The sequence below is a fragment of the Arthrobacter sp. K41 genome, from assembly GCF_059089645.1.
This window is the reverse complement of record NZ_JBNHEW010000008.1, coordinates 107,308-114,045: the sequence shown is the minus strand read 5'-3', so window position 1 is coordinate 114,045 and position 6,738 is coordinate 107,308. Positions and strand designations below refer to the sequence as shown.

Sequence of the window (6,738 nt, the reverse complement as noted above, 5' to 3'; positions counted from 1 at the left end):
GAAACGCCCGGTCCCATTCCGAACCCGGAAGCTAAGACCCACAGCGCCGATGGTACTGCACCCGGGAGGGTGTGGGAGAGTAGGTCACCGCCGGACAACCATTACCAGTAGGGCCCTGACAAAAGACGTCAGGGCCCCACTGCTTTAACCACCACACCACACCGGCCAGCACCGGCGAGCACGGCGCCGTACCTAAGGCCGGCGACAAGGTCCGCCCCGCCGCCGCAACTGAGGAAGCGATGTCCGGGACGCTGCAAGGAACTGCGAGAGCGTTGCCCGGAAGGCTGCAGGAACTGAGAGAGCGTCGCCCGGAAGGCTGCAGGAACTGCGAGAGCGTTGCCAGGAAGGCTGCAGGGACTGAGAGAGCGTCGCCCGGAAGGCTGTAGGGCGGGCTGACTGCCTTGGGGTCCGCCCGCCAACCAACGTCCTGACTCAGTACAACCAGCAGCCGCCAGGACGTTCGGAGCCCCAGAAAATCGTTGCGGGCGGCCCGGGGCGGTGGTTCCATGGTGGGCATGACAACCGCAGAGAGTTTTGTCCTGGCGATCGGGACCAAAAAGGGCCTCTGGTTGGCCACCAGCGGGGACAGGCGCCAATGGTCTTTCACCGGCCCGCACTTCCTGATGAGCGAGATTCCCAGCGTCGGGATCGACACCCGGGAGGGCCGCACCCGCATCATGGTCGGGGTCCGGAACGAGCACTGGGGGCCAACTGTTGCCCACTCCGATGACCTGGGCACCAGTTGGTCCGAACCGGAGCAGGGCGCCATCAGGTTCCCGGAGGACACCGGGGCGGCGCTGGAGCGGATCTGGCAGATTTACCCGGATGCCGAGTCCCGTCCGGGTGTGGTGTGGGCGGGAGCCGAGCCAATCTCCGTGTGGAAGTCCACCGATGGCGGCGAACACTTTGAACTGAACCGCGGCCTCTGGGACCACCCCCACCGGAACGCATGGGGTGCCGGCTACGGCGGTGCGGCCGCCCACTCCATTGTGGTCCACCCTGTCCGTGGAACCGTGCATATCGCCATGAGCACAGGCGGCGTTTACCGCTCGGTCGACGGCGGCACCTCCTGGGAGGCGCGGAACCGTGGAATCTCCGCCTACTTCATGCCGGACCCCAACCCTGAGTTCGGCCAGTGCGTGCACAAGATAGCAGCGGACGCCGCCGTCGACGGCCGCCTGTACGCCCAAAACCACCACGGTGTCTATCGCACGGATGACAACGCCGAGACGTGGAACTCCATCGCGGAGGGCCTGCCGGCGGACTTCGGATTCGTAATGCTGACCCACCCCCGCCGGGAAGGTACCGCCTGGGTTGTCCCGCTCAAGGCCGACGGCGAGCGTATCCCGCCCAACGGGGAACTGGCAGTGCACCGCACGGATGATGCCGGCGGGACGTGGAAGAGGCTCAGCAACGGGCTGCCAACAGGCGAATACAACAGCGTTCTCCGGGACGCTGCCTCGGTGGACACCGCGGAGCCGGCCGGTGTCTATTTCGGCACTCGTGGCGGCACGGTCTACGCCAGCGCGGACGAGGGGGAGACGTTCGCCGAGGTGGTGGCCCACCTGCCGGATGTGCTGTGTGTGCGGGCAGCCGTGGTTGCCGGTGCCTGAGATTACCGTGGTTCTTCCCAGCGTGCTGCAGCCCCTGGCCGGCGGGCAGTCCGTACTGACTGCGCCCGCCGCAGGGCCTGTAACGGTTGAAAACCTCCTGGACACCGCCACCGCCGGCTACCCTGTGCTCGCCAGGCGGCTCCGCGACGAGACCGGCGCCCTGCGGCGCTTCGTGAACATCTACGTGGACGGTGACGAGGTGCGGCGGCTGGAGGGCCTGGAGACGCGGGTGGCCCCGGGCCAGGAGGTGCTGATCATCCAGTCGGTGGCTGGCGGCTGAAACGCGGTTCGCGTGGAGCCTGCGCACGGGCAGCGGGCAGTCCTTCCTGACTACGCCCGCCGTGCCGAAGCTGCAGGCTCCACACAGGCAGTGGACGAAAGGTGCGTCAAGCGATCCGCCAGACGCTGCATTCGTCGGTGTTGATAGCCTTGCGGAGGCCGCTGATCCGGTCCAGGATCCACACCACGCCGATTCCGGGTGCTGTCTCCTGCACGCTGCCGCGGCGGATCACTACGTCATCGTAGGAAGGTCCCACCGAGAGGCGGGCTTCGATTTCGTCGCCGCGGCGGAGCTGGTCCAGCGCGCGGACTCTGGTTACATGGGCTGCTGCTTCCTTCAACATGGCGGGGCCTCCTGGCTGGAGCTGGTGCCGGCTCTTGCCTGCATTACCAAGTGTGGGCGGCCAATGTTGCGGCTTGGTTTCCTGACGGTTAGACGCCGGTTAGTTCTTGAAGCCGGTACTGTTTCCCAACCGCAAGCCGGGACAGTCGGGCCCTAAGGTGGTGCCATGGAGATCGTTGATGGGATCAGGACCGCCTTGCTGGGTGCGGCGGCAATAGCGCCGCTGGCTACGTTCGGCGTCGTGTTGGTGGCCTACCTGACGTACCGGCAAAGATCGCACGCGGACAGGCGCGACCAGTGGTGGAAGCGTGCGCAATGGGCCATTGACTCCGCACTGAATGACGCCGACCCGCAGCGACGGCTGGCCGGCCTGAAGGTGCTGGTGCAGCTCATCGGCAGCGATCTCGCCACTGCCGAGGATGCAGCGTTGATGAGTTCCCTGGCCGTTGGCATCCGCGACCAGGAGCAGGACGGCCGGCGCACTGTAACCGTACCCCCACCCGTGAGGGAGCGGATCCTGGCAGAAGCTGACCGCCTGTTGGCGGCGTCCTCAGCCCGCTGACCGCCATGACCGGCCTTTGGTACTTCCCGGCCGCTGCCGTCCCGCTGCCGTCCCGCCGCCGGATGCCTGCGCACTCAAGGTGCCAGCCGGTCGCCTTTCCGGTGGACCCGGAACCAGCGGTAACCGTACCGTCCCAGCTCAACCGTGAAGCCGCCGTCGGGCTCCAGAGGCACGTTGTCGCCGTCGAACAGGTCCAGCAGGATGGCATCCTGGAATGCCTGCTCCGGCCCGTCTTCCGGCCCGGCCTTGGCAGTGACTTTTACCGGTTCCTCGCCGAGGTTATGCAGGAGGACCAGGGTGCCGCCGTCGGAGCTGCAGGTGTGTGCGAAAACCGCGGGCTCCGGCTGGTCGATGATGGCGAATTTGCCCCAGCCCAGCTCAGGGGATTCGCGGTAGCGCAGGATCAGGGTGGCCATGAAGTTGAACAGGGAGCCGGGGTCGCGCTTTGCGTCGGCGGCGTTAACCCGTTCCGGGCCGTACTCCCCGCGGGCCAGCGGTGCCACCAGGTCTGATGCTTTGGCCGTGGAGAAACCGCCGTTGTCCGCGTCGCTCCACTGCATGGGGGTGCGCACCGCGGCGCGGCTCTTTTGCTGGAGGTCCTCGCCCATGCCGATCTCCTCGCCGTAGAACAGCACCGGGGTGCCGGGGAGGGAAAACATCAGTGAGTACACCATCCGAAGGCGCTCCGGGTCACCGCCCAGCATCGGGGGGAGGCGCCGGCGCAGCCCGCGGCCGTAGATCTGCATGTCCTCCTCCGGGCCGAAGGCGGCGAAAACCTCACCGCGTTCGCCGTCGCTGAGCTTGTCCAGGGTGAGTTCGTCATGGTTGCGCACGAACATGGCCCACTGGTTGTCGGGATGGAGCGCCGGGCGGCTGGTGAGCGTTTCTGCCAGTGGCCGGGCATCCTGCCGGGCCAGGGACAGGTAGAGGTGCTGCATGGTCATAAAGTCGAACTGCATATTCAGTTCGTTACCTTCCGGGCCGCCGAAGTACTCCAGCTGCTCTTTGTACGGCAGGTTCACCTCGCCCAGCAGCACCGCGCTCCCGTTCCGGCGGCTGACGAAACTCCGCAGCGCGGTGAGGTAGCCGTGGGGATCCAGGTTGGCCGCCTCCTCCTTGGGCTGGCCGCGGGTTTCCAGGAAGAACGGCACGGCGTCCAGCCGGAAGCCGTCCAGCCCAAGTTCGAGCCACAGGCCCATGGCCTTCGCGATCTGATTCCGCACCGCGGGGTTGGTGACATTCAGGTCCGGCTGGTGCTTGGCGAACATGTGCAGGTACCACTCCCCGGTGGCGTCATCCTGGGTCCACAGCGAGGTTTCCTCTCCAGGGAACACCACCTCGGCGGACGTGTCCGGGGGAGTGTCGCTGCGCCACACGTAGAAGTTCCGGTACGGGTTGTCGGTGGACTGCCGGGCCTGAACGAACCAGGGGTGCTGGTCCGAGGTGTGGTTGACCACGAAGTCCGCGATGACCCGCATGCCCCGGTCCTTGGCCGCGCGGATGAACTCCACCAGGTCCCCCATGGTGCCCAGCCGGGGGTCGACGCCGAAGAAATCGGTGACGTCGTAGCCGTCGTCCCGGTCCGGGGAGGGGTAGAACGGCATCAGCCAGATGCAGGTGACGCCCAGCGCAGCGAGGTAGTCCACGCGCTGGGTGAGGCCGGCGAAATCACCGGTGCCGTCGCCGTCATCGTCGAAGAACGTCTCCACGTCCAGGCAATAGACCACTGCGTTCTTCCACCAGAGGTCTGAGGTTTCGGCGATCCTCACGCCGGAGCGCCCGACGCCGGTTCGGCAGCGGAGGCGACCAGCTGGGGTTCGGCGGGGGTACCGGCAGTGATGCTGCCGGGAGTGCGGAGCTGCGGCAGGACCTCCCCGGCAAAGGCATCGATGAACCGTTCCTGTTCCTGTCCCACGAAGTGCAGGTAGAGCTCGTCGAACCCCAGGTCCGCGTAACCGGCCAACAGGTCCACGTGCCGGTCCAGGCTGGCTGAGATGTTGACCGTCTTGCGGACCTGTTCCTCTGTCACGTGTTCGCCCACGAGGTCGAAGTGTCCGGCCGTGGGCAGGTCCCAGGGGATGGGAGGATCGTAGGTGTTGGTGCGCCACTGATCGAGGGCAATGGCCGTTGCCTCGTCCTCGTTCGCGGCCCAGGACAGGTGGACCTGCAGGACAGCCTTGCCCTGTCCGCCGTTGTCCCGGTAGGCGGCGAGCACTTCCCGAAGCTTGTCAGCAGGCTGGTTCACGGTGACCAGCCCATCGGCCCAGCTGGCAGCCCGCCGGGCGGTGTCCGCGCTGACAGCGGGAGCAATGAGCGGCGGCGTATTTTCGGGAACATCCCAGATCCGCGCCTGCTCCACGGTAACCAGGCCGCGGTGGGTGACCTCCTCGCCGCGGTGCAGCCGCCGAATCACCTCAACACACTCCTCCAGCCGGCGCTGGCGGATGTCCTTTGCCGGCCATCCGTCACCGGTAATGTGTTCGTTCATGTTCTCGCCGCTGCCTGGTGCAAGCCAAAAGCGGTCCGGGAACATGCTGGCGAGGGTGGCCGAAGCATGCGCGGTGATGGCCGGGTGGTACCGCTGTCCGGGCGCCGTCACCACCCCAAAGCGGAGCTGTGTGGTGGCCAGCGCCGCACCCAGCCATGACCAGGCGAACCCCGAGTGTCCCTGCCGGGCGGACCACGGCTCAATGTGGTCCGAGCACATGGCGGCGTCAAAGCCCGCCCGTTCGGCGTGCTGGACGTCCTTAAGCAGCTGGCCGGGACTGATCTGTTCGTGGGAGGCATGGAAGCCGACAGTAACCATCCGTTAACCTCTACCGTCACGGACGGTGCTGTGTCGAGGATTTTCTTGGCGGCGCCGCCGGGGACCGGGGGCGTGCCAGGTGCACGTTACTTGTCGGATAAGTTTGTAACTTGTAGTACTGCGCTCCCCGAAACTCCTGCGCAGGCGGCGGAACTGGAAGGAAGTACCACTCGTGGGCGGTGTGCTGATCGGGTTGGCGGTGATCGGCGTCGTCATCGCGGTGGGATACATCGCCGCACGGTGCGGGCTGGGCGGTGAGCCGACCGTTTCGGCGCTGACCAAAACCGCGTTCTTCATCACCAACCCCGTGCTGCTGTTCACAGTGGTACTGGAATCCGATGTCACCACCATCTTTTCCGCGTACGTTCCGCTGGCGCTGGTCACTGCCCTCTTCACCGCACTGCTGTACATCCTGGCCAGCCGGCTGTGGTTCCGCCGCCCGCTCGCGGAAACGGCCATCGGCGCCATGGCCAGCTCTTACGTCAACGCCAACAACATCGGCATCCCCATCACCCTGTACGCCTTGGGCGACGCAACGCCGGTGGCCCCGGTCCTGCTGGTCCAACTGCTCCTGCTGGCACCGCTGGTCCTCACCCTCCTGGACCTGTCGGCGGCGGGCCGGTTTTCCCCGAAGCTGATGCTCACGCAACCCTTCCGGAATCCCATGATCATCGCGACCCTCCTGGGTGTGGTCCTGGCAGCGTTCGACGTCGAACTGCCCGAACCCGTGATGGCGCCATTGACACTCCTGGGCGGTGCCGCCGTTCCGGTGGTGCTGCTGGCTTTCGGCATGTCCCTGCACGGCAGCCGGATGCTGGGCAGCGGCGGGCACACGGCGGAGATCCTTACTGCCACCGCGCTGAAGTCCGCGGTGATGCCCGCAGTAGCCTTCGTCGTCGGGCGCTTCCTGTTCAATCTGGACCAGCACATGCTCCTGGGTGTGGTGCTGATGGCGGCCCTGCCGCCGGCCCAAAATGTCTTCCTGTTCGCCAGCAAGTACGGGAGGGGAGTTGCGGTGGCCCGGGAAAGCATCCTCATTTCGACGGCCGCGGCCGCCCCGGTGCTGGTCCTGATCGTGTGGTTGCTCGCGGGATAAGCAACCCCTGCAACCCGGGCTCCGTGACCCCTGCAACCC

General features: G+C 66.4%; 7 protein-coding genes and 1 rRNA gene. 5 read left to right on the top strand and 3 right to left on the bottom strand.

The window, feature by feature from the left end:
* From rrf to AC5RTE_RS16190, 3 genes are all read left to right on the top strand, one after another.
* A 5S ribosomal RNA gene (rrf, locus tag AC5RTE_RS16200) occupies nt 1-96 on the top strand; the annotation flags it as partial.
* 410 nt (nt 97-506) lie between these two features.
* Nucleotides 507-1,613, top strand: a complete 1,107-nt coding sequence (locus tag AC5RTE_RS16195; RefSeq protein ID WP_494042399.1) for a WD40/YVTN/BNR-like repeat-containing protein — start codon at nt 507-509, stop codon at nt 1,611-1,613.
* A complete protein-coding gene (locus AC5RTE_RS16190; RefSeq protein WP_494042398.1) occupies nt 1,573-1,893 on the top strand; it encodes a MoaD/ThiS family protein in 321 nt (106 codons plus the stop codon). Before AC5RTE_RS16195 ends, AC5RTE_RS16190 begins: the two co-directional genes overlap by 41 nt.
* A gap of 106 nt (nt 1,894-1,999) precedes the next feature.
* On the opposite strand, the gene AC5RTE_RS16185 is transcribed toward AC5RTE_RS16190, so the two are convergent.
* A complete protein-coding gene (locus AC5RTE_RS16185) occupies nt 2,000-2,236 on the bottom strand; it encodes a hypothetical protein (RefSeq protein ID WP_494042397.1) in 237 nt (78 codons plus the stop codon).
* 165 nt (nt 2,237-2,401) lie between these two features.
* Between AC5RTE_RS16185 and AC5RTE_RS16180 the strand changes: the two genes are divergently transcribed.
* Nucleotides 2,402-2,797: a hypothetical protein gene (locus tag AC5RTE_RS16180; RefSeq protein WP_494042396.1), complete on the top strand. Its 396-nt coding sequence runs from the start codon at nt 2,402-2,404 to the stop codon at nt 2,795-2,797.
* A gap of 74 nt (nt 2,798-2,871) precedes the next feature.
* On the opposite strand, the gene AC5RTE_RS16175 is transcribed toward AC5RTE_RS16180, so the two are convergent.
* Nucleotides 2,872-4,566, bottom strand: a complete 1,695-nt coding sequence (locus AC5RTE_RS16175) for an alpha-amylase family protein (RefSeq protein ID WP_494042395.1) — start codon at nt 4,564-4,566, stop codon at nt 2,872-2,874.
* Nucleotides 4,563-5,603: a TIGR03885 family FMN-dependent LLM class oxidoreductase gene (locus AC5RTE_RS16170; RefSeq protein ID WP_494042394.1), complete on the bottom strand. Its 1,041-nt coding sequence runs from the start codon at nt 5,601-5,603 to the stop codon at nt 4,563-4,565. Before AC5RTE_RS16170 ends, AC5RTE_RS16175 begins: the two co-directional genes overlap by 4 nt.
* A gap of 172 nt (nt 5,604-5,775) precedes the next feature.
* On the opposite strand from AC5RTE_RS16170, the gene AC5RTE_RS16165 reads away from it, so the two are divergent.
* Nucleotides 5,776-6,699, top strand: a complete 924-nt coding sequence (locus AC5RTE_RS16165; RefSeq protein ID WP_494042393.1) for an AEC family transporter — start codon at nt 5,776-5,778, stop codon at nt 6,697-6,699.
* Nucleotides 6,700-6,738 lie beyond the last annotated feature (39 nt).

Excerpts from the sequence above, each read along its gene's own strand:
- AC5RTE_RS16195 (WP_494042399.1), top strand. The coding sequence starts at position 507 with ATGGTGGGCATGACAACCGCAGAGAGTTTTGTCCTGGCGATCGGGACC.
- AC5RTE_RS16180 (WP_494042396.1), top strand. The coding sequence starts at position 2,402 with ATGGAGATCGTTGATGGGATCAGGACCGCCTTGCTGGGTGCGGCGGCA.
- AC5RTE_RS16190 (WP_494042398.1), top strand. The coding sequence starts at position 1,573 with ATGTGCTGTGTGTGCGGGCAGCCGTGGTTGCCGGTGCCTGAGATTACC.
- AC5RTE_RS16185 (WP_494042397.1), bottom strand. The coding sequence starts at position 2,236 with ATGTTGAAGGAAGCAGCAGCCCATGTAACCAGAGTCCGCGCGCTGGAC.
- AC5RTE_RS16170 (WP_494042394.1), bottom strand. The coding sequence starts at position 5,603 with ATGGTTACTGTCGGCTTCCATGCCTCCCACGAACAGATCAGTCCCGGC.